Source organism: Eggerthella sp. BIOML-A4, assembly GCF_009875575.1.
Taxonomy (GTDB): Bacteria; Actinomycetota; Coriobacteriia; order Coriobacteriales; family Eggerthellaceae; genus Eggerthella; species Eggerthella lenta.
This window is the reverse complement of record NZ_WWRX01000006.1, coordinates 313,493-333,106: the sequence shown is the minus strand read 5'-3', so window position 1 is coordinate 333,106 and position 19,614 is coordinate 313,493. Positions and strand designations below refer to the sequence as shown.

Below are 19,614 nucleotides of genomic sequence, written 5' to 3'. Positions count from 1 at the left end.
GGTGGTGGAGATGTCCGAATGCCCCAGGATCTCTTGGATGACGCGCAGATCGGCGCCGCCGGCGAGCATGTGGGTGGCGAAGGAATGGCGCAGCGTGTGCGGATGAAGGTTCGCCACGCCGATGAAGCGGCCGGCCTCGGCGACGAGGGAGTGCACGCTCTGGCGCGTCAGCCGCCCGCCGCGCGCATTGAGGAACACGGCCGAGGTTGATTTCGCGTACGAGCGGACGAGCTCGGGGCGTCCGCGCTCGAGGTAGTCGCGCAGCGCGCGCAGCGCGGCGCCCGAGATGGGGGCGATGCGTTCCTTATTCCCCTTGCCCAGGATATGAAGATAACCTTCCTCCAAGATGGCGTCGCCCAAATCGAGCCCCGTGCACTCGCTCACGCGCAACCCGCAACCGTACAGGACCTCGAGGATGGCCTGGTTGCGAAGGGCCAGAGGGCCTTCGTCCAGCGGGCGCGACAGCATGGCGTCCACCTGCGCCACCGAAAGCACGTCGGGAAGACGGTCGGGCGCCTTGGGAAGCTGGATAGTGTCGGCCGGGTTGCGGCGCGCGTAGCCTTCTCGCACGAGGAAGCGGTGGAACCCCTTGAGCACGGACACATGGCGGTCCACCGTCGAGGCCGCATACCCGCGGCCGAACAGATCCGACTCGTAAGCTACGATGACCTCGCGATCGACGTCGTCCAGCGACTCGACCCCGCGTTTCTCGAGAAACTGCGCGTAGTCCTTGAGGTCGGCGGCGTACGCGGACACGGTCAACGGAGAGCTTCCTCGCTCGACGCGCAGATACGCCAGGTACTCTCGATACAGCTCGTCCATCCGCCACCTTCGTCGTCGCCGCGCCACCGCAAAACGTCGAACGGATGTTTCACGTGAAACATCCGCGCCCCGTCTGCCGAACCCTCTGCATGATATAGTTCACAGGATAGCACGCCTTCGCGGCGATGAGGACGCTGCGCGTCCGCAGGAAGCGCGCCACCGTCCTCCCTAGGCGCGACGCACGGCGGCGGCGCTCACGAAACCGCAGAACAGCGGATGGGGCCGCGTGGGGCGGCTCTTGAACTCGGGATGGCCCTGGCTGGCGACGAACCACGGATGGCCGGGCAGCTCCACCATCTCCACGAGCCGCCCGTCCGGCGACGCGCCCGACACCGAAAGCCCCGCTTCGACCAAGCGCTCGCGGAAGGCGTTGTTCACCTCATAACGATGACGGTGACGCTCATATATAATAGATTCGCCGTAAGCCTCGAACGCCTTCGTGCCCGGCTCCACCTTGCACGGATAAGCTCCCAGGCGCATGGTTCCGCCCTTGCCCTCCACATCCTCCTGCTCGGGCATGAGGTCCACCACGGGAAAGGCCGCCTCGGCATCGAACTCGGCCGACGTGGCCCCGGACATGCCGGCCGCGTCGCGCGCGAACATGCATACGGCAGCCTGCAGCCCCAGGCAGATGCCCAAGTAGGGAATGCCCTGCTTGCGCGCGTAGCGAGCCGCGGCGATCTTGCCCTCGAAGGCGCGCTGGCCGAAACCGCCCGGCACGAGGATGCCGTCCATGCCGCCCAGCACCGCCCCCGCGTTCGCGTCCGACAGCTCCTCGCCGTCCACGAGGTGCACGTTCACGCGGCATCCGCAGCGCACCCCCGCATGCCCGAGCGCCTCGATCACCGACAGATACGCGTCGGGCAGGCTCACGTACTTGCCCACCACGGCCACGTCCACCTCCTCATCGCAAGCGTCCGCCGCGGCCAAGAACGAGCGCAGGGGCGCCAAGTCGGCCGAACGCCGCTCGAGGCACAACCGGTCGAGCACCATCTCGTCGAAGCGCTGCTCGTGCAAGCCCAGCGGCACCTCGTAGATGGACGGCGCGTCGGTGCAGGCCAGCACCTCCTCGGGCCGCACGTCGCAGAACAGCGCGATCTTCTCGCGCACGCCGTCCTCGATCTCGTGGTCCGAGCGGCACACGATGAAGTCGGGCTGCACGCCGATGGAGCGCAGCTCCTTCACCGAATGCTGCGTGGGCTTCGTCTTCACCTCGTGCGCTGCGGCTATATAAGGCACCAGCGTCACGTGAACGAACAGCACGTCGCCGTACGGCAGCTCCTTCTTGAACTGGCGCGCGGCCTCGATGAACGGCAGCGACTCGATGTCGCCGACGGTGCCGCCGATCTCGGATATGACGATGTCGGCGCCGGTTTGGTCGGCGATGCGCCGCAGGCGCGCCTTGATGGCCTCGGTGACGTGCGGAATCACCTGCACGGTGCCGCCCAGGTAGTCGCCGCGCCGCTCGCGCGCGATGAGGCTCTGGTAGATGGATCCCTGCGTGAAGTTGGACTCGCGCGTGAGGTTCTCGTCGATGAAGCGCTCGTAGTGCCCCAGGTCGAGATCGCCTTCGTGCCCGTCCTCGGTGACGAACACTTCGCCGTGCTGGAACGGCGACATGGTTCCCGGATCCACGTTGAGGTACGGATCCATCTTCTGCATGGTCACTTGGTACCCGCGCGCCTTGAGCAAGTGCCCCAGCGACGCGGCCGTAATGCCCTTGCCCAGCGACGAGACGACGCCCCCGGTAACGAAGATGTGCTTGGCCATGATTCTCCTATCATGCTATGCGTGCTTCATATGATTCGGAGACGGCGCCTGGCCGCGCACGAAATACGCCCGAAGAGCACAGCGGATCCTGCCTCCAAACGTCTTTTCATTCTACGGCATGCACGAGGTCGGAGCCGCATTGCCCGGCGCAATTAACAAAGCCGTAACACCCACGGCACGGCAGCCGATGCGCGAGCCAGATGCAAGAGGCGCAGACAGCGCAAGGGCCGGGCGCCGCGCATCGAGAGCGCGTGCCCGGCCCTTGCACCGGAGAGGGAGGGGTGCGCACATCCGGCAAAGGACGGCACCGTCGAATGATCAGGTTAGTTGTCTACAAACCGGCTGCGGCGTTCTCGCCGGCCACCTTGCCGTAGAACATGGCCATCGCGTGGCTGTGGCCGCTCAGACGGAAGGGGTACTTGATAGCGAAGCGGCTGCCCTGGATGTTGCCGGACGCATACAAGCCGGGGATCACCTGGCGCTCGAGGTCGAGCACCTGGGCGTTCTGGTTGGATTCCAAGCCGCCCATCATGACCAGGCACAGGCCCACGCCCATGCGCTGCGCGTAGTACGGGCCGTCGTCGGTCACGGGCATCAGGTACTTCGCCTGCTTGGCGTAGTCCTCGTCGACGCCCTTCTCGCACAGCTCGTTGTAGCGCTCGACCGTGGCCAGCGCTGCATCGACGTCCATGCCGTCGATGCTCTCGAACAACTCGCGCAGCGTCTGGCCCTTGAAGATGGTGCCGTCGCCCACCCGCTCGTCCCACTCGGCGAGCGTGGCCGCGAACGTGTTCACGCACTTCGCAGCATTCTCTTCGAAGTGGCTGTCGGTGATCATGAAGCACTTGTGCTTGGGCTGCAGCTCGATGGGATACTCGGCATCGGCGGCGCAGGTGTCCTCGTTCATGAACCGCTCGCCGTTGTAGTTGATGCGCAACAGCGGTCCGGTGAAGCCCATGGAATCGTTCTGCGAATCGGTGTCGCCCGGACCCCCCATCACGTGCATCTGCGAGCACTGGTACTGCTGGATGGAAGCACCCGCCCAGTACCCCAGCTTGTAGCCGTCGCCCGTATTGGTGCGGTTGCCCTCGACGTCCATGTTCGGCCATGGGTTGCCGTTGCCGTTCCAGATGAGGTTCGGTGCGAAGTAGCGCACCATGTCCTCGTTGGATCGACAGCAGCCCGATGCCAGGCACACGCCGTTTTCAGCGTTGATCTTCTTGTACTTGCCGGTATCGGCGTTGCGCGCGTACACGCCCACCACGCGACCTTCATCGTTTTGGATGAGCGCTTCGGCGAAATGGCCGAAATACGCTTCGGAGCCCGTGCCGGCATCGAGGCCCTTCTGGAAATTGTTGTCGAGCACGGCCTGATGGTCGGTGAAGTTCAGGCATTCGGGGAAAGCGGCCTGCGGCTCGCTCTCCCAGTCGATGGTCGGATCGCTCATGCAGCTGACGCCGTTGGGAACGTCCGCGCTGGGATCCATCGACATCTCGTAATTCTCGAGGATCTCGCAATCCGCGCCCTCGATCCACCAGTCCATAGCCTCCGCGTCGCCCAAGACGAACTTGCGGACGATATTGTAATTCGTGATGCTGGCGCACTCCTGGAACTCTTCCTTGATGATGGCCTCAAGGTCGAGGTGGGGCAGGCCGAAGGTGTCGGTCAGCTTGCCGTTCAAGTAGCAGTACTGGCTGGAGCGCTGCTGCGGCATGGAACCCTTCTCGATGCCGACGACCTTGGCGCCGCCCTCGGACGCCGCACGGAACGCCGCGACGCCCGAGACGCCCAGACCCACGACCGCCACGTCGCAGTCAAGCTCTTCCTCCACCATATCGTCGGTGATCTCAGGAGGATTGGCGGGCCAAGGATAATAGTCTCCCCACGGCGACGGGGCAAGTCCTTCGGCGGCGTCGGCCGCGCTCGCAGCCGTCGCAGCATCGCCCGCCGAGCTTGCCGAAGACGCCTGCGGCGAACATCCCGCCAACGCTGCTCCCGCTCCCAGCGCCGCCACGCCTCCTAGCGTGAGGAACCCGCGACGCGTGAGGCCGTCGGCCAGCTCTTTCTTTTGCTTTTCGTTGTTCATGATCTCCCTCCTTCAGGGTGAATCGAGCAGCGCTCCATGCGCCGCCCTTGCAACGACGCAACCATAGGACGCACGTGGAACAGGGAGAATAACCGCAGTGCGTGAAGCGCATCACCGCGTTGCAGTATTTTTTCGTTTTACCAGATGATCGGACTGAAAAGACATCGAGGCGACCGGCTTTCGGAGAACGCGAGTCCGAAGGACGACTCGGCTGGAGTACAATGGGCAGGAAACATCGGAGAAGCCAAAGGGGGGCTTTCGCATGGCAAACGGCACGTACTTGAACAGGCTAGCCGCCCAACCTCCCATCCGTTTCCGCCCCCGCCTTTTGCTGTTAGCGGCTTTCCTTGCCTCGGCGCCCCTCTATCCGCCCAACTCCTACCTTATGCTGCGTTTCGCACCGAACGTCTCGCCCGCTGGCGACTTTCTTTTCGCCATGCTGCTCTCTTGCTTTGCGACAGCCCTCGCCATCCTGCTCTTCTCGGCGCAACGCCCCAGCTGGCCTGGCTTCGAAACGCGCAAAGGGCGCCCGATCGCCACAGGCTGCGCTTGGACGTACGCCGCAGTCTTGGTGGCGATCTGGATTCTGCTCGCAGCCGGATACCGTAACGTCGTCTTGTTCGCAGCGCTCGGCGTCACGGCCGGGGCATGCATGGCGCCGGTGATCATGCGGTGGGTGCGTCTGTATCTAATGGATTTTCGCAGCGTGATGTTCTACGGTGCCATCGCGTGCGCCAGCTCGTCGGCTGTCGCCTGGATCGTTTCGCTTTTGTCCGACCCGTTCGCGGTAGCCGCGGAAGGCGTTCTCGCCATAACGGGATCGGTTCTCCCCCTGTTGTTCGGAATCGAGAAATGCACGCACGAGACGGATGAGGACGCACAGAGCGTCTCCGGCATCGAAAACGGCGGGGGCGGCTTCACCGGCTCCCCTGACGCGGAAAGCCCGTCGAACACGCTGACAGGGCTTGCATCTTCTCTCAGGACATTCCTATCGATCATATGGGTGCCGCTGCTGGGCTTTCTCGTCTGCTCGTTCATGATGGCCGCTTATTCGTTCGACGCCGACGTGGGAGCGGGACGAAGCGAGTACACGGGCGCCATCGTTGCATCGGCCGTCGTCGTGGCGCTTTGCGCAATGCGGTTGAAAAGCCCGTTCGTTATGCTGATCGACCGCTTGGCTGTTCCGGCGTGCGTCGCGGTGAGCATCGTGCTGGGCAGCTTCCCGACGGGGACGACGCTGTTCGTGGCGGGAGCGATGCTCGTATACGCGCCTCTCGCCCTGCTATCGCTCTTCGCGCTCTCATCGCTGGTCGCCATGGCCGAGGCGGGAGAATTCCCTCTGCCCTTCGTGTTCTCGGCGGCCTTCCTGCTCAGCTGTGCGGCATCGCTTTTGGGCATGACGGTGCAGGCGAACGTGCCGCCGGATGTGAATTTAGGGCCGTACCTGTGGGTCGTGCTTTCCTCATACTTCTGCATCGTGGTGGTGCACCTCGGCTTCGTCGCATGGCAGCAGGCTTGCTCGACGGACGATCCCGACGCTTTGCAGGATGCAGGCATGCGGAACGAAGGTGAAACCGATACGCTGCATGCATTGCAGCACGAACGCATCGTGACGCTAGCGAACGGGTACGCCCTCACGAAGCGCGAACGCGAGATACTGCAGTACCTGAGCCTGGGATACGGGTCGGTATACATCTCCAAAACGCTGTTCATCTCCGACAACACCGCGCGCACCCACATCCGCAATATTTACCGCAAACTGGACGTCAGCTCGCGAGAAGAGCTGCTGTCGCTGGTCAACGGCATGAAATGACAGCCCGCGCCTCGCACCCCTACGCGGCTCTGTACAGCTGATGGTTTGACGCGGGTTCGCCCGCTATCGTGGTATGCTGTTACATTAGTGCAAGAGCAGAACGGTTCGAAGAAGAAGAGGGATTCCATGCGCATCGGGTTCGACAACGACAAGTACATCGCGCTTCAGGCCGAGCATATCCGCAACCGCATCAATCAGTTCGGCGGCAAGCTCTATCTGGAATTCGGCGGAAAGCTGTTCGACGACTACCATGCCGCGCGCGTGCTGCCCGGGTTCGAGCCCGACTCCAAGATCCGCATGCTCAAGAGCCTGGCCGACGAGGTGGAGATCATCATCGCCATCAACGCCAACGACATCGAGAAGAGCAAGGTCCGCGGAGACTTGGGCATCACCTACGACGAGGACGTGCTGCGCCTCATGGACATCTTCCGCTCCATGGGCTTCGCCACCAGCGGTGTGGTGATCACCCACTACGCGAACCAACCCTCGGCCGGCGCGTTCCGCCGCCGCCTGGAAAGCCTGGGCATCAAAAGCTACCTGCACTACCCTATCGCCGGCTATCCGTACGACATCGACCGCATCGTCAGCGAAGAGGGCTACGGCAAGAACGAATACGTGGAAACGACGCGCCCCCTCGTGGTGGTGACGGCGCCCGGCCCCGGCTCGGGCAAGATGGCCACGTGCCTGTCGCAGCTGTACCACGAGCATGAGCGCGGCATCGCGGCCGGCTACGCCAAGTACGAGACGTTCCCCGTGTGGAACCTGCCGCTGAAGCACCCGGTGAACATCGCCTACGAGGCGGCCACGGTGGACCTCGACGACGCGAACACCATCGATCCCTTCCATCTGGAAGCCTACGGCATCACCACGGTCAACTACAACCGCGACGTGGAGATATTCCCCGTGCTGAAGGCCATGATGGAGCGTATCTCGGGCACCAGCCCGTACCAGTCGCCCACCGACATGGGCGTGAACATGGCCGGCAACGCCATCGTGGACGACGAGGCCGTGCGCGACGCCGCGAAGATGGAGATCGTGCGCCGCTACTTCCAAACCGCGGTGGAAGTGAAGCGCTCGGGCGTGGGCCAGGAGCGCATGGAACGCCTGGAGCTGCTGATGAACCAGGCAGGCGTGAACGCGAGCTTGTCTCCCGCGCGCTCGGCGGCGCTGCTGAAGGAGGAGACCACCGGCGGCCCGGCTGGAGCGATGGTACTGCCCGACGGCTCGGTGGTGACGGGCAAGACGTCGTCGCTGCTGGGCGCGGCATCGTCGCTGCTGATGAACGCGCTCAAGGGCCTGGCCGGCGTGGACGACGACATCGACGTGATCAGCGACGAGGCCATCACGCCCATCTGCCGCCTGAAAACCGAGCAGCTGAACAGCCGCAACCCCCGCCTACACTCCGATGAGACGCTCATCGCGCTGTCCATCAGCTCGGCCACCGATCCGCTGGCGAAGAAGCTGATCGACCACGTGAACGACCTATACGGCTGCGACGCGTTCTTCAGCGTGATCCTGTCGGCCACCGACGAGAAGCTGTACCGCACCCTCGGCATCAACGTCTGCTGCGAGCCGAAGTACGAGCAGCATAGGTACTATCACAAATAGTAATCACAAGTAAGGCGGTGCAAGATGAACGGTTGTTGTTGCGTCGAAGCGTCAACCCTCGTGCTCATGGCCGATGGCAGCCAGCGCCCCATTCGCGACCTGCGTATCGGCGATTTGGTAAGAACCGAAACAGGAACCGCGCATATACGCGACATCATCAAAGGGCGCGAGCCCGAGCTGGTTCGCATCGGGCTCGCGCAAGGCGGCAACCTCGTCGCGACGGGGAACCACCCCCTGTTCACCGACAAGGGCGTCAAGCGATGCAGCGAGGTCGTCGTGGACGATCGGCTTCGCACGGAGGGCGGCTGCGTCGCCATCGAAAGCATCGAGCTCGCTCCGCACGAGCCCGCGACGAGCAATCTGACGCTCGGAAAAGCCATCGGGTGCGTTTCGCACGATTTCGAGGTATACAACCTGGTTCTGGATGGATCGAGCGTATTCTTCGCGAACGGGCTGCTTGTGGGCGACGACAACGAGCAAGGGCGCCTTATGCGCTCATCTGACGAGATTCGCAGCTCAGCCAGCGTTCCTGCCGAGCTGCTCGCCGAAGCGGAGCGCTTGCGCCGCGATTCGATGTAGCCCGAGACGATTGCCCCCGCAGCGGCTCATCTTCGCCCGAAAAACACGCTCCAACGTCTGAGGCGTGTTTTTCGGGCGAAGATGCTCCCGTCGTCGTTACGCGGCGGCGACGATCCAGATCATCGAGCCGTAGGCGAAGCTGTTGCCGTCCGCGTCGATCGTGGCGTTGAGCAGCGTCTTCATACCGTAGTCGGTGAACGTTCCGTGCCACACGAGCATCGTGTTCTCATCGCCTGCAGCTAGCAGCACCGGCCGGTCGAACGTCGCTTCAAGTCCCAGCGGTGTGAAGCGCGCGTCCTGCACGAATGTCGTGGAGCCGCTTTCGGTGGTGAGCGACCACGAGCCCCCCGGCAAGTCCTGGTCGGCGCGCTTGAGACGAACGCCCACGATGGCCACGTTGCGTTCCGAGCGGTTCGCCGCCGCAACGGGGATGAGAGCGGTGTTGTCGCCTTCGGCGTTCAGAACCATGGAAACCGACGAAGGGACGGTGATGTTGACCTGGGCTTCCTCTTGGGGTGCGAGCGCAGGTTCGGATTCCGGCTCGGCAGGCGGTTCGGGGACGGGCGCCTCTTCGGCGGGCGCGTTCGCGAGCTTGTCGGTAAGCTCGTCCGCCGGCTGCTCTACAGATTCGTCCGCGGAAGCATCGAGGTCCTTCGAATCGTCGGGATCCTCGACGCCCTCGGAGTCTTCGGGCGTTTCAGACTCGACGGGATCCTTGGGCTCCGCGGAATCATCCGGCTCTTCAACCGTCGGCAGCTCCGGCGCATCGGGATTCACAAGCTCGCGCCCGTCGAGATTCCATGCGTACCTCAGCACGTTCTCGTCCGCGCCGCGATACACCGTGGCCAGCAGCGTTTCGGCCGGCTCCTCGAAGCCGAAGCATTCATCCGCGACCGCCTCGTCGGCGAATGCGAATTCGTCGGGAAGCTCGACGAGCTTCGGGCAATCGTAGAACGCGCGCGTCAGATCTTCGACGCTGGCGGGCACGTTCGCGATCTCGCTCAGGTTCGAGCATCCCTCGAACCAATGAGCCAAGCTCGTCGCTTCCACCTTGTCGGCGAAGATCACGCGCTTGATGTCGTCGGCCACGCCTGCCGCCAGCCAGGGGACATCCTTGACGTCGTCGAACGCGACCGTTTCCCCCGACCCGTCGACCACGAACGTCCCGTCGGGCCACAGCTCAGCCAACACCGCCGAGGCATCGTCCGCACCGATAGGCCATGCACGCTCGTATTCGGGAACGATGGGAGCATCGGGGGCAACCGGCTCGGCGTCGGGCAGAGGCCGGGATTGGGGCTTCGGCTCGCTTGGAGCGGGAGCGTGCGAAGGCGCTTCGACCACAACGTTGTCGATATCGTCAACCGGCGTCTTCGGAGCCGCAGGCTCCTCGACCGCTTCGGAACCGCCCGCGTCCTTCTCGGCCGCAAACGAAAACGGCACCGGCCATAACAACCCGAACACCAACAGCGCGCAAAGCGCGAAAGCCGCGCTGATCCTCAGCGCGGCTTTCCATGGGGGCATACTATATGCTGTCGGCTTCGTCATAAATCGAAACCATTTCTATTGCAGTCGGGTAAGTTCTACGCTAGCCCAATAGTCCAAGCGACGTCGAATGCTGAAGCCTTGGTAAAATAGCTGGAAAGAAAAGTCTTATCCAGAGTGCCTGATTTTATATCCATCGTCAAAGCCAAAGGCGTTGCCGTCGTCCCATCAGTGCTTTTTCCTATAGTCCAGTTCAAACCAGTTGCGCTCGACTCAGTAAGCACTGTTTTCTTTGTAACATCATTCTTTTGCGATATGGTCACGCACAATGCGTTAGGAGCCAATGTCGTGTCGGAAGAGGCTAAGGTAAAATTATTATCAGTTTTGTTCGTCACCTTGACATCCGTCAACGCAACATCGAAGCCCTTGGTGGTATTGCCTATGGAAAAATCGCCAGGTCCCGTTATGGTGTCGTTGGTAATCGAGATGGGGAGGGTCGTAGGCACTGTTGCCGAAATATTTATTGTCGCCGTCACATCGACCGAGCTAGTACCCGTGGCCGCAGTATTATTTGAGCCCTGTATCGTTTTGTCAGTTACCGCGAACGCCGGAGCTGCGCATAGCCCCGTTAGCATTGTTGCCGCGCAAACACCAACGATACCCTTTTTCAAATTCGTAAGCTTGCTCATGATAGTTCCCTTTCTAACGTGCCCTTACGTTGTCGGATGCGCTCTACGTATCTTCCGCGTCGAAAGCCCCTTAGCCTTCGACGTTCAAAACAATTTCAGCGGCCGCTTGGCCGGTTTGCTTGTGCGTCTCGCGATCGTAGCCGGTGAACGTGGCCACGGCGGCGTACTGTCCGGGATCAAGATCCTTCGTCAGCTTGATCGTTTGAATATGCTGGTCGGGCGCTATGGCAGCCGACTCGTACACCGTCTCGCCCGAATCTTTCAGCGTGATGACCACTTTCTGATCCATCGGGTTCGCGGCGATGTTCTCGATGCGCGCCTCGCCCTCGGACGAGCCGTCGGCGAACGTGATGGACGCCGCGATGGAGATGTTCATCATGCCCTTCGCCACTTCCTCGTTAAGCGCCGCCTGGATCTCTTCCTTCGACTTGCCCTCGAACTGGCCTTGCGCGGCGTTCGAGTCGTACCAGTCTTCCAGCGCAGGCTGCTGCGTCAGCACGACGCCAACCCCTACGGCAGCGCCCACGGCGACAACGGCCACCAGCGCGGCGAATACATGCTTGGACATGCCGAGGATCTTGCCGGTATTCTTGGCGGCGTCGGCAGCTATGTTGGAAATGGGATGCGAAGCGTTTGAAGCCCCGGCATCGGAAGCGTTGTCGACAGATGCCGGATCAGAAGTCGCGCCGAAACCATTGCCCTGCGCGACATCGTCGGCAGCGTTGTCGCCGCCCGTCTGGCGTTGAGTGGCATTTGGTTCGGCATCATCTACTGGAAGGCTCTGCGTGCTCGTCGTGTCTTGCTCGCTCATACGTACTGTACCCCTTATTCGACAGTCCCCCTGTCGTAAACACGAAAACTTAGTTAGCTAAGATACGCCACGGGCGATGGCAAGTCAATGGCGTTTGAAGGAATATTTGGAGCCACTAAAAAATTATTCAAACGATGACAATTTTGCCTATACGATCAGGCGGTATGAATTATTCTGCAATGAGGTGCCAAGGGCGAGGAAGCCCTAAACAAGGCCGCTTCCCCCTATCGCCTGAACAAGCTCGTCCTTTCCCGTTACGCCCGTTTTGCGGTACAGGTTGCGGATGTGAGTCTTCACCGTATCGCCCGATACGAACAACTCTCGCGCGATCTCGGAACGGGTGCAGCCCTTGAGCAGCAGCGCCAGAACCTCCTCCTCGCGCCGCGTCAGATCGAACGTCCGCGCCGCATGCGCGCACCGTGACTCGATCGAGCCCTCCTCCGTGCGGTAGCGATCGACGAGCCCCCGCAAATCCTCAACGCGCCGCCGCTCCAGCTCATCGGTCTGAGCCCACGTTTTCCGCAGAAGCGCGCCTACCGCTGCCGAGCATCCGCACAGAAGGGCTGCGAAGGCGGCAGACACGACGTTTCCGTACGCTTCGGTGAACGCGAGGCACCCGACCACCGCACCGGCGAACACGACAACGCAGTAGAACGCGAGAAGCAAATCCGCTCGCGCACGCCGATCGAAGTAAGCGAAACGCGCGATGGCATAGCACGTGGCGCAAAACGTCGCGCCGACGCAGACAAGGATCACCGCCGTTGCTATTATGTCCGTCATACCGATTTCCTTCTCGAAGCCATGCGCGTTCCGCCGTCCCCAACTTGGATCCTACAATAGCATGCGACCCAGATCAAAGCAGGGGTGAATTAAATCACCGTTGCAGCTTCGCCTTGCGCAATGGTAGGTTCGGCTCGAATCGAATCGGGAACCGACCCGATCGCCGCCGACCGGAGGAGGCCGTCATGAAGAACACGCGAACCGTCCGCATAGCCGCAGGAACCGTCTGCTTGATCGTCGTAGCCCTCGTGATGGGCTGGTTCGTGGGACGCTACATCCCAGGGGATCCCCGCGAGCCCGAGCCCCGCATCGGCGACGGGCTCTATTCTGAAACCGGATACGGGTTATCTAAGATCGTCGATTTCGATCCGGGATCAACGATGAAGCTAAGGAACATCACGCAAGGCCAACGTTACGTCAGACATCCGGACGAGGTGGAACGCACCCCTTCCGAATTGGTAGACTTCTACAAAGAGAACGGCGAATGGGAGTACGAATGCCCCGACATCGACCTATCCGTGTCCGAAATCAAAACCATCACGACCAAGGGCTTCGCTGAATGGTATCCCGAATACGCAGGGACGTACCGCCCGGTATACGACGGCAGCGAGCTTATAGCGGTCACCGTAACCATAACCAACGCCTCCGACAACCTTATACAGCAATGGTACAAGCTGCCCCTTGAGCATGTTACGTTGTGGAGCGAAAACCTCGACTATATAGACGACAGCTTAGGAGCCGGAGTGGTGCTTGACGACGCATTCGTGTTCGCGAACGAAAACTACAATCGTGACGAATTGCTCCGAATCGAGCCAGGAGAGTCACAGACGCTGATCCTGCCGTTCAAAGTCAACAAGAACGCCTTGAAAGACCAAAACTCGTTCGACGAGCTCGATCCCTCCGACTTCTGCATCCAGATGGTCGATTTCTCAAGCAGTACCGCCTACCGCCTTTGGCTGTAAGCGCCCCCCTCCCGGGCCGCAACCCATCATCGCCCGAAAAACACGCCTCAGCGGCTGGAGCGCGTTTTTCGGGCGATGATGGGTTGCGACTGCCGCAGGGGCATTGCCAACCTCTTAGAAGAACACCTTGGCGGCGTGCTCGTAGAATCCGTCATGCCGGTAGCGCAGCAGCGTGGTGGGAACGGCTCCGCGGCTGACGTAGACGCGCTTCACCGGCGCGTCGAACGAGAGCAGCTCGCCGTCTGCGAACAGCGCGGCCTCGCGGGGATCTCGGTTGAGCGACAGGTCCATCTCCACCACGTCGTTGGCCGCCGTCACGATAGCGCGCGAATGCAGGGTGTGCGGCGCCAGCGGCACGGCCACCAGGCCGTTGAAGCCGGGAGCCACCAGCGGCCCGCCCGCCGACAGCGCGTAAGCCGTCGATCCGGTGGCCGTTGCCACCACCAGCCCGTCGCCGCGCATGTCGGCGATGTGCGCGCCCGAGATACCCAGCGAGAAGTCGATGATGCGCCCGTTGGCGCCGCGCGTCACGGCCAGCTCGTTGAGCGCGAAGAACGTGCGCGCCGGATCGTCCACGTCGTGCGCCGCCGCCTCATCGTCGTCGCCCCACGGGTCGGGCTCGCCCTCGCACACCACGTCGATGCGCAGGTTCGTGCGCTGCTCGGCCACCACGTCGCCCGCCAGCGCCGACGCAACCACGGCGATCACGCCCTCATCGCCCGTGTTCGCCAGAAAGCCCAGCCGTCCGAAATTGATGCCGAGAACGGGCACGCCCGAGGTCCCGATCTGGCGAGCCGTGCGCAGGATGGTGCCGTCGCCTCCCAGCACAACCGCCATCTCGACGCCCGACGCCAGCGCTCCGTTCAGCTCCTCATGGTCGCAGCGGCACGACAGATCGGACGAATCGACCAGCGTGTAGTCCAGGCCCTGCGTGGCCAAATACGTTGCGAGCAGCAGCGATGCGTCCACGGCTTGCGAGTTGGAATTATTGCGTACGATGAGGATGTGCATGAGGGTCTTCTTTCCGGGTTTGCTATGATGGGGTCATTATATCCGAAGCATGAGGAAGCGTTCGTCCATGTCCGACAAGCTCGCACGAGCTCAACACACGCGCGTTGCCGAACCGGCACTCGAGCAGCCCGCCGAAGCGCCTCGACGCCCCCAGCGCACGCACGTGCGCGCTGCCGACCCCGGTTCGACGTCGGAGATCAGGGTGGGCGGCCGCCACGCCGGGCTCGACCGCACCGTCATCGCGGCGGCCGTGGCCCAGCAGGTCGTTCCCAAGCCGCAGCCTCGCCTCGATCCGACGAGCGCGAAAGCGCGTCTGCGCGCGGCCGCTCCCGGAGAAACCTCGGAGATCCGCATCGGCGGCCGCCACGCCGGCCTCGACCGCACCACGCCGCCTCGAGACCCCTTCGAGCCCTCGACCCCCGATCCGCGCGAAGCCGCACGCCGCTCGGTGCCCAGCTCACGCGCCGAGCGGGCGGCGTTTCCCGGATCGACCTCGGAGCTTCCCATCATCAGCAAGCACGCGGGCGCCGATCGCACGCTGACCCGCGTCCCGCAGCCAGAACACGAACCGGAAGACACCGCCGCCGCTGTCGGGTCGTCGGCGGCGCTCATCAGCGTGTGCGTGATGATCTCGCGCATCACCGGCTTCGCTCGCACGTGGATCATGGCGTTCGCGCTGGGATCGACGCTGCTGTCCAGCTCGTACCAGGTGGCGAACGGGCTGCCGAACATGCTGTACGAGATGGTGGTGGGCGGCATCCTCGTGACGGCGTTTCTGCCCGTGTACCTGTCGGTGAAGAAGAAACTGGGGCAGCAGGCCGGCAACCAGTACGCGTCGAACCTGCTCACGCTCGTGGTGCTGTTCCTCGGCATCATCTCCGCGCTGTGCATCGCGTTCCCGTCGGTGGCCATCTACACGCAAAGCTTCTACTCCGATCAAACCGAGATGGCCCAGTCGGTGTTCTTCTTCCAGTTCTTCGCCATTCAGATCGTGTTCTATGGAGCGTGCGCTATCGTGTCGGGCCTGCTCAACGCGAATCGCGACTATCTGTGGTCGTCCATCGCGCCCGTGGCGAACAACGTCATCGTCATCGCCACGTTCATCCTGTACGCCGTCGTGGCGCCGCAGAACCAGGAGATGGCGCTGTATATCATCGCCATCGGCAACCCGCTGGGCGTGTTCGTGCAGCTGGCCATCCAGCTGCCGGCGCTCAAGAAGAACGGCATCCGCATACGTCCCCGCGTTGATTTCCGAGACCCCGCGCTACGCGAGACGCTGGGGCTGGGCATCCCCGCGCTGTTCGTCATGCTGTGCTCCACCATCGTGGTTTCGGTGCAGACGGCGGCGGCTTACGGGTTCTCCGACAACGGCCCCTCCATCCTGCTGTACGCGCGCCAATGGTTCACGCTCCCTTACGCGTTTCTCGCGGTGCCCATCACCACCGCCATGTTCACCGAACTTGCCGACATGCAGGCCGAAGGCGACGCCGAAGGAGTGAAGCGCGGCATCATCGGCGGCACGAACCAGATCCTGTTCTTCATGATCCCCTTCGCGCTGTACCTCATGGTGTTCGCGCTGCCGCTGGTCACCCTGTACCATGCAGGCGCGTTCACCATGGACAACGTCAACTCCATCGCCACGTACATGACCGTGTTGGCCTTCGCCCTGCCCGTGTACGGCGTGAACACGTATTTGCAGAAGATCTTCTCCAGCTTGCGGAAGATGGGCGTGTTCGCGGCGTTCAACTTCGTGGCCGGTGCGGCGCAGATCGCGCTCACGATGTTCGGCGCGGCCAACGTCGAGCGCTTCCCCATCGAGATCATCGCGGCGGCCGAGGTGCTGTTCTACGTGGTTGCCGACGTGTGCCTGTTCGCCTACCTGCGCCGCCGCCTCGGGCCGTTCGGCCTGCGGTCGGTGGCGAAAGCGTGCGCGCGCGGCCTTCTGTTCGGCGGCCTGGGCGCCGCTGCGGGCAGCGGCGTGCTGTTCGCGCTGCAGATGTTCGTCGCGCCGCTGTCCGGTTCCATCCCGCAGGCCCTCGCCTACGTGCTGGCCGGTGGCATCGTGGCGCTTGTGGTGACGTTCGGCCTGTCCATCAAGCTGCGCGTGCCCGAAGCCGCCTTCGTCGGCTCCATCGTGGGCAAGGTGAAGGGCAAGCTGGGACGCGGATAGCGCCTGCGCGGGCGCAAGCGAGCACAGGGGAGGTGCTGCGTGGAGCTTCATCAGTTGAGATACCTGTCGGCCGTGGCGCATTGCGGAAGCGCGGCGAAGGCCGCCGAGGAGTTGTACGTCTCCAAGCAGGCCGTCTCCAAGGCCATCCGCTCGTTCGAGCACGAGATGGGGTTCGAGCTGTTCGACCGTGACGACGGGATGCGCCTCACCGAAAACGGCCGCGAGATCCTCGTTCACGCCGAAGCGGTGCTGCGCGAGCTGGACGAGATCGACTTGTACGTGCAAGCGCAGGGCGCGGGCGCGCGGCAGACGGAATCGCTGGCCATCGCGTTCAAGTCGTTCCCGCTCGATTACCTGTTTTTCAACAAGGGTCACGAAGCGGTGGCGCTCATCGACGAGTTCGTCTACCGCACGCCTGGGTGCTCCGTCTCCACGTTCAAGATGTCCGATACCGCCATCCTGAACGCCCTGGAGGAAGAAGCCATCGACCTCGGCTTCGTGCACGGAACCTACAAGCGCCCCGGCATCAGGCTCGTGCCGCTCGGCCCCGTGGAGACGCGCGTGATCACGCTGAGGTCCAACCCCTTCGGCAGGCGGGCGTCCGTCCGCATCGCCGACCTCGAAGGGGTTCCCATCAGAAGCCCCTTCGACTTCGATCTGTTCACCAACGCCTTCATTACCGCCTGCCACGAGCACGGCTTCGATCCGAGCTTTCGCGAAGTGCCGTTGAACGACGAGGCCATCGACGCGTTCTGCAGCGGAGGCGGGGTGCATCTGCAGCCTTTCGATCCGCGCATGGAGAAGGCCTACCCGCAGTCGGTCTTCCTGCCGTTCCATCCGAGCGACCGGATCGAGCTGCCCCTGTGCCTCGCCTATCGCGAGACGCTTGCGAAGCCGCTGGCGCTCAAGCTGGTCGGCTTCATCCGCAACGGCATGCGGCGCTGAGCGCGGCGCGCCGGAAGCCGATCCGACGCGCCGACGCAACCCTACTGGGCGTCCAACAGCGACTTCGCCGCGATCCACCCGGTGATCCAGCTGGTGCCCACGCCGCCGAACACCGTCGAATTCCAGAAGCAACCGTAGTTCGCCTCGCCCGACAGGCCGCCTGCCGTGGTGGCGTTGGCGTACAAACCCTCGATGAGCGAGCCGTCCTCGCGCATGACCTGCAGATGCTCGTCGGTGCGCAGGCCGCACATCGTCTTCGCCATCTGGCTGCCGATGATGGCCCCGTAGAACGGCGGCTTCACCACGGGATGCAGCCACGAGGGGTCGTACGGCGTGGACATCTCGTCATCCACGCCCTTCTCGCACAGCTCGTTGTACTCTTTCACCGCGCGCACCAGCACGTCGCGGTCGAGCAGCAGCATATCGGCCAGCTCCTCGATGGTGTCGGCCTTCTTCACGGCGCCGCGCTCCACCGCCTCGTCGACCTCGGCCAGCCAGTCTGCCGACACGAGGCCCTTCGTGTCGATCAGCGTGCTCGGGTCGGTGATGGGAATGCGGTTGCGGTCGGTGCCCTCGTCGGTGAGCACGTTCTTCTCGAACACGGTGGTCGGGAAGTCGGAGTCGCATATGGAGTACACATGGTGGCCCACCGCCGACATCCAGGCCGCGCAGTTGCTCAGGTCGCCCATCTGCCCGCCCGGGTTCGCGAACAGCTCCTGCGTGGCTGCGAAGTACGGCTGGCGGTTGCCCCGCTTGTCGATGATGAGCCACGGGTTGTGGAACAGCTGGCGCTCGCCGTGCCAGAAATAGTGCCAGAACTGGCCGTCGCCGCCGGCCGTCTCCTCGTCGATGGCGCCTTCCCAACAGCTCCACGAATCGAAGCCGGAGAAGTCGGCGCCCATGCCCAGACCCATGCGGAAGGCTTCGCCCGTATGCGACGGCATGGGACCGCCTTGCACGGTGCCCTCGTAGGCGCTCGGCAGGTAGGCGCGGATCAGGTCGCGGTTCATGCCGAAGCCGCCCGCGCACAGGATGACGCCCTTCTCGGCCTTGACGTAGCGCTCCTTGCCATCCGGCCCCTTGGCCACGACGCCCACCACGCGACCGCCGTCAGCCACGAGCTTCTCGCACTTCGTGGACAGGCGGATGTCGGCGCCCGCTGCCAGCGCAACGGCTTCCATGGCGTTCGTGGGGTTGTTCATGCCCAGCACCACGCTCTGCTTGCCGGCGTGGACGTCGGCGTCGTGCCAGATGGGCCCGAAGCATTCCATGTTCATGCCGTCTTGCTCCATGATCCAGTCGCACGCGGGACCGGACATGAGCAGCTGGTTCATGAGGAACTTCTCGTCGATGGAGTAGGCGTTCTGCTCCTCGTACATGCGGGTGAACGCCTTCACGTCGGGCGGGAACGTGGGCACGCTGAACTCCAGCGCGTTCTGGTCCTTCGAGCCGCCGAACACGTTGGCGAACGTGCAGGCATGGCGGCTCGCACCGCCCACCTGGCCCTCTTTCTCGATGCCGATGACCTTGAGCCCCTGCTGGGCGAGAAACGCCGTGGCCACGATACCGCCGCCGCCCACACCGACGATGACCACGTCGGCCTCGTCGTCCCACGACGCCGGCGGCTCCACCGGCAGGATGGGCGCCGCGTCGGGCAGGTTGGCGTCGTGCACGCGCTCCACCAGGCGCGCGGTGATCTCGTCGGTCGGAGCGGCGGCGTCGGCGGCAGCCGCCTGCTTCGATGAAGCCGGTGCTGCGGCGCATCCCGTCAGCGCCATTCCGCCCAGCGCAGCGACGCCGGCGGCCAAGCCGCCCTTGACGAACGTCCTGCGCGAGAAGCCGCCGTTCGCGTTGTTCGATTCCCCATGATTGGTTGTTGCAGACGTATCCACGTGATCCCTCCGGTCACTCGAATGTATGCGGTGCCAAAGCCGTGCAAGGCCCAGGCATCGTCGCTGATGTCCCTCGAGGCGATGTTTCGTTCAACACGTGTTTCAACGCTGCAAGCGTATCATGGGGCGGTCGCCTCCCCCGTCATGCATGCATTGACGGCCCGGCAACTTCTCGTTGTCGCAAGGGAGCGCTG

At 63.3% G+C, this 19,614-nt stretch carries 15 protein-coding genes; 6 read left to right on the top strand and 9 right to left on the bottom strand.

Going from position 1 to position 19,614, the window contains the following annotated elements:
* From GT613_RS08165 to GT613_RS08155, 3 genes are all read right to left on the bottom strand, one after another.
* The coding region (locus tag GT613_RS08165) for a tyrosine recombinase (RefSeq protein ID WP_161172581.1) at positions 1 to 822 on the bottom strand (822 nt) is incomplete at its 3' end.
* A 168-nt stretch (positions 823 to 990) separates the two neighbouring features.
* On the bottom strand, positions 991 to 2,592 hold the full coding sequence (locus tag GT613_RS08160) for a CTP synthase (protein ID WP_009306262.1): 1,602 nt from the start codon (positions 2,590 to 2,592) through the stop codon (positions 991 to 993).
* A 331-nt stretch (positions 2,593 to 2,923) separates the two neighbouring features.
* On the bottom strand, positions 2,924 to 4,678 hold the full coding sequence (locus GT613_RS08155; RefSeq protein ID WP_009306263.1) for an FAD-binding protein: 1,755 nt from the start codon (positions 4,676 to 4,678) through the stop codon (positions 2,924 to 2,926).
* Between the two features lie 571 nt (positions 4,679 to 5,249).
* Here GT613_RS08155 and GT613_RS08150 point away from each other — a divergent pair.
* From GT613_RS08150 to GT613_RS08140, 3 genes are all read left to right on the top strand, one after another.
* A complete protein-coding gene (locus GT613_RS08150; protein WP_226844428.1) occupies positions 5,250 to 6,491 on the top strand; it encodes a helix-turn-helix transcriptional regulator in 1,242 nt (413 codons plus the stop codon).
* 126 nt (positions 6,492 to 6,617) lie between these two features.
* Positions 6,618 to 8,099, top strand: coding sequence for a DUF1846 domain-containing protein (locus tag GT613_RS08145; RefSeq protein WP_009306265.1), 1,482 nt, complete (start codon positions 6,618 to 6,620; stop codon positions 8,097 to 8,099).
* Between the two features lie 24 nt (positions 8,100 to 8,123).
* On the top strand, positions 8,124 to 8,678 hold the full coding sequence (locus GT613_RS08140; RefSeq protein WP_009306266.1) for a Hint domain-containing protein: 555 nt from the start codon (positions 8,124 to 8,126) through the stop codon (positions 8,676 to 8,678).
* Between the two features lie 96 nt (positions 8,679 to 8,774).
* Here the strand turns inward: GT613_RS08140 and GT613_RS08135 are convergent, their stop codons facing one another.
* From GT613_RS08135 to GT613_RS15470, 4 genes are all read right to left on the bottom strand, one after another.
* Positions 8,775 to 10,199 carry a hypothetical protein gene (locus tag GT613_RS08135; RefSeq protein ID WP_009306267.1) on the bottom strand — a complete coding sequence of 475 codons (1,425 nt, stop codon included), beginning with the start codon at positions 10,197 to 10,199 and terminating at the stop codon, positions 8,775 to 8,777.
* Positions 10,200 to 10,258: 59 nt separating this feature from the next.
* Positions 10,259 to 10,849, bottom strand: coding sequence for a hypothetical protein (locus GT613_RS08130; RefSeq protein ID WP_139019511.1), 591 nt, complete (start codon positions 10,847 to 10,849; stop codon positions 10,259 to 10,261).
* Positions 10,850 to 10,919: 70 nt separating this feature from the next.
* The gene (locus tag GT613_RS08125; protein WP_009306268.1) at positions 10,920 to 11,660 is read right to left on the bottom strand and encodes a hypothetical protein; all 741 of its coding nucleotides are present in this window, start codon (positions 11,658 to 11,660) and stop codon (positions 10,920 to 10,922) included.
* Between the two features lie 204 nt (positions 11,661 to 11,864).
* Positions 11,865 to 12,440 (bottom strand): helix-turn-helix transcriptional regulator, encoded by a 576-nt coding sequence (locus GT613_RS15470; protein ID WP_009306269.1) that lies wholly within the window; start codon positions 12,438 to 12,440, stop codon positions 11,865 to 11,867.
* Between the two features lie 185 nt (positions 12,441 to 12,625).
* On the opposite strand from GT613_RS15470, the gene GT613_RS08115 reads away from it, so the two are divergent.
* Positions 12,626 to 13,402 (top strand): hypothetical protein, encoded by a 777-nt coding sequence (locus GT613_RS08115; RefSeq protein WP_009607901.1) that lies wholly within the window; start codon positions 12,626 to 12,628, stop codon positions 13,400 to 13,402.
* 114 nt (positions 13,403 to 13,516) lie between these two features.
* On the opposite strand, the gene GT613_RS08110 is transcribed toward GT613_RS08115, so the two are convergent.
* The gene (locus GT613_RS08110; RefSeq protein ID WP_009306271.1) at positions 13,517 to 14,413 is read right to left on the bottom strand and encodes an NAD(+)/NADH kinase; all 897 of its coding nucleotides are present in this window, start codon (positions 14,411 to 14,413) and stop codon (positions 13,517 to 13,519) included.
* A gap of 67 nt (positions 14,414 to 14,480) precedes the next feature.
* Between GT613_RS08110 and GT613_RS08105 the strand changes: the two genes are divergently transcribed.
* Both GT613_RS08105 and GT613_RS08100 read left to right on the top strand, forming a co-directional pair.
* On the top strand, positions 14,481 to 16,583 hold the full coding sequence (locus tag GT613_RS08105; RefSeq protein WP_009306272.1) for a murein biosynthesis integral membrane protein MurJ: 2,103 nt from the start codon (positions 14,481 to 14,483) through the stop codon (positions 16,581 to 16,583).
* A gap of 39 nt (positions 16,584 to 16,622) precedes the next feature.
* Positions 16,623 to 17,528: a LysR family transcriptional regulator gene (locus GT613_RS08100; protein ID WP_009306273.1), complete on the top strand. Its 906-nt coding sequence runs from the start codon at positions 16,623 to 16,625 to the stop codon at positions 17,526 to 17,528.
* A gap of 41 nt (positions 17,529 to 17,569) precedes the next feature.
* Here GT613_RS08100 and GT613_RS08095 read toward each other — a convergent pair whose 3' ends face one another.
* A complete protein-coding gene (locus GT613_RS08095) occupies positions 17,570 to 19,420 on the bottom strand; it encodes an FAD-binding protein (RefSeq protein ID WP_009306274.1) in 1,851 nt (616 codons plus the stop codon).
* Positions 19,421 to 19,614 lie beyond the last annotated feature (194 nt).

What these genes read in the sequence shown, in the direction of transcription:
- GT613_RS08160 (WP_009306262.1), bottom strand. Translation starts at nt 2,592, where the DNA reads ATGGCCAAGCACATCTTCGTTACCGGGGGCGTCGTCTCGTCGCTGGGC.
- GT613_RS08155 (WP_009306263.1), bottom strand. Translation starts at nt 4,678, where the DNA reads ATGAACAACGAAAAGCAAAAGAAAGAGCTGGCCGACGGCCTCACGCGT.
- GT613_RS08145 (WP_009306265.1), top strand. Translation starts at nt 6,618, where the DNA reads ATGCGCATCGGGTTCGACAACGACAAGTACATCGCGCTTCAGGCCGAG.
- GT613_RS08140 (WP_009306266.1), top strand. Translation starts at nt 8,124, where the DNA reads ATGAACGGTTGTTGTTGCGTCGAAGCGTCAACCCTCGTGCTCATGGCC.
- GT613_RS08135 (WP_009306267.1), bottom strand. Translation starts at nt 10,199, where the DNA reads ATGCCCCCATGGAAAGCCGCGCTGAGGATCAGCGCGGCTTTCGCGCTT.
- GT613_RS08130 (WP_139019511.1), bottom strand. Translation starts at nt 10,849, where the DNA reads ATGAGCAAGCTTACGAATTTGAAAAAGGGTATCGTTGGTGTTTGCGCG.
- GT613_RS08125 (WP_009306268.1), bottom strand. Translation starts at nt 11,660, where the DNA reads ATGAGCGAGCAAGACACGACGAGCACGCAGAGCCTTCCAGTAGATGAT.
- GT613_RS15470 (WP_009306269.1), bottom strand. Translation starts at nt 12,440, where the DNA reads ATGACGGACATAATAGCAACGGCGGTGATCCTTGTCTGCGTCGGCGCG.
- GT613_RS08115 (WP_009607901.1), top strand. Translation starts at nt 12,626, where the DNA reads ATGAAGAACACGCGAACCGTCCGCATAGCCGCAGGAACCGTCTGCTTG.
- GT613_RS08110 (WP_009306271.1), bottom strand. Translation starts at nt 14,413, where the DNA reads ATGCACATCCTCATCGTACGCAATAATTCCAACTCGCAAGCCGTGGAC.
- GT613_RS08105 (WP_009306272.1), top strand. Translation starts at nt 14,481, where the DNA reads ATGTCCGACAAGCTCGCACGAGCTCAACACACGCGCGTTGCCGAACCG.